The following is a 278-nucleotide window of genomic DNA, read 5'->3' on the forward strand; positions in this document are numbered from 1 at the left end:
TGGTGCCCAGCGGCGCGCCGCTCGGCTTCGTCGCCATCCTCGGCGTGCTGGCGCTGATCGGCATCCTGATCCGCAACTCGGTCATCCTGATCGTGCAGATCGAAGACCTCGTCGCCGAAGGCAAGGACCGCTGGGCGGCCGTGATCGAAGCGACCGAGCACCGCATGCGGCCGATCGCGCTGACGGCCGCGGCCGCCAGCCTGGCGCTGATCCCGATCGCGCGCGAAGTGTTCTGGGGGCCGATGGCCTACGCGATGATGGGCGGCATCATCGCCGGC

At 70.1% G+C, this 278-nt stretch carries 1 protein-coding gene; it reads left to right on the forward strand.

All coding sequences use genetic code 11. The features are described from left to right. A partial coding sequence (locus EN818_RS32410) for an efflux RND transporter permease subunit (RefSeq protein WP_135906783.1) occupies positions 1 to 278 on the forward strand: 278 nt, incomplete at both ends.

It is taken from the genome of Mesorhizobium sp. M3A.F.Ca.ET.175.01.1.1, assembly GCF_004791945.1.
Classification (GTDB): Bacteria; Pseudomonadota; Alphaproteobacteria; order Rhizobiales; family Rhizobiaceae; genus Mesorhizobium.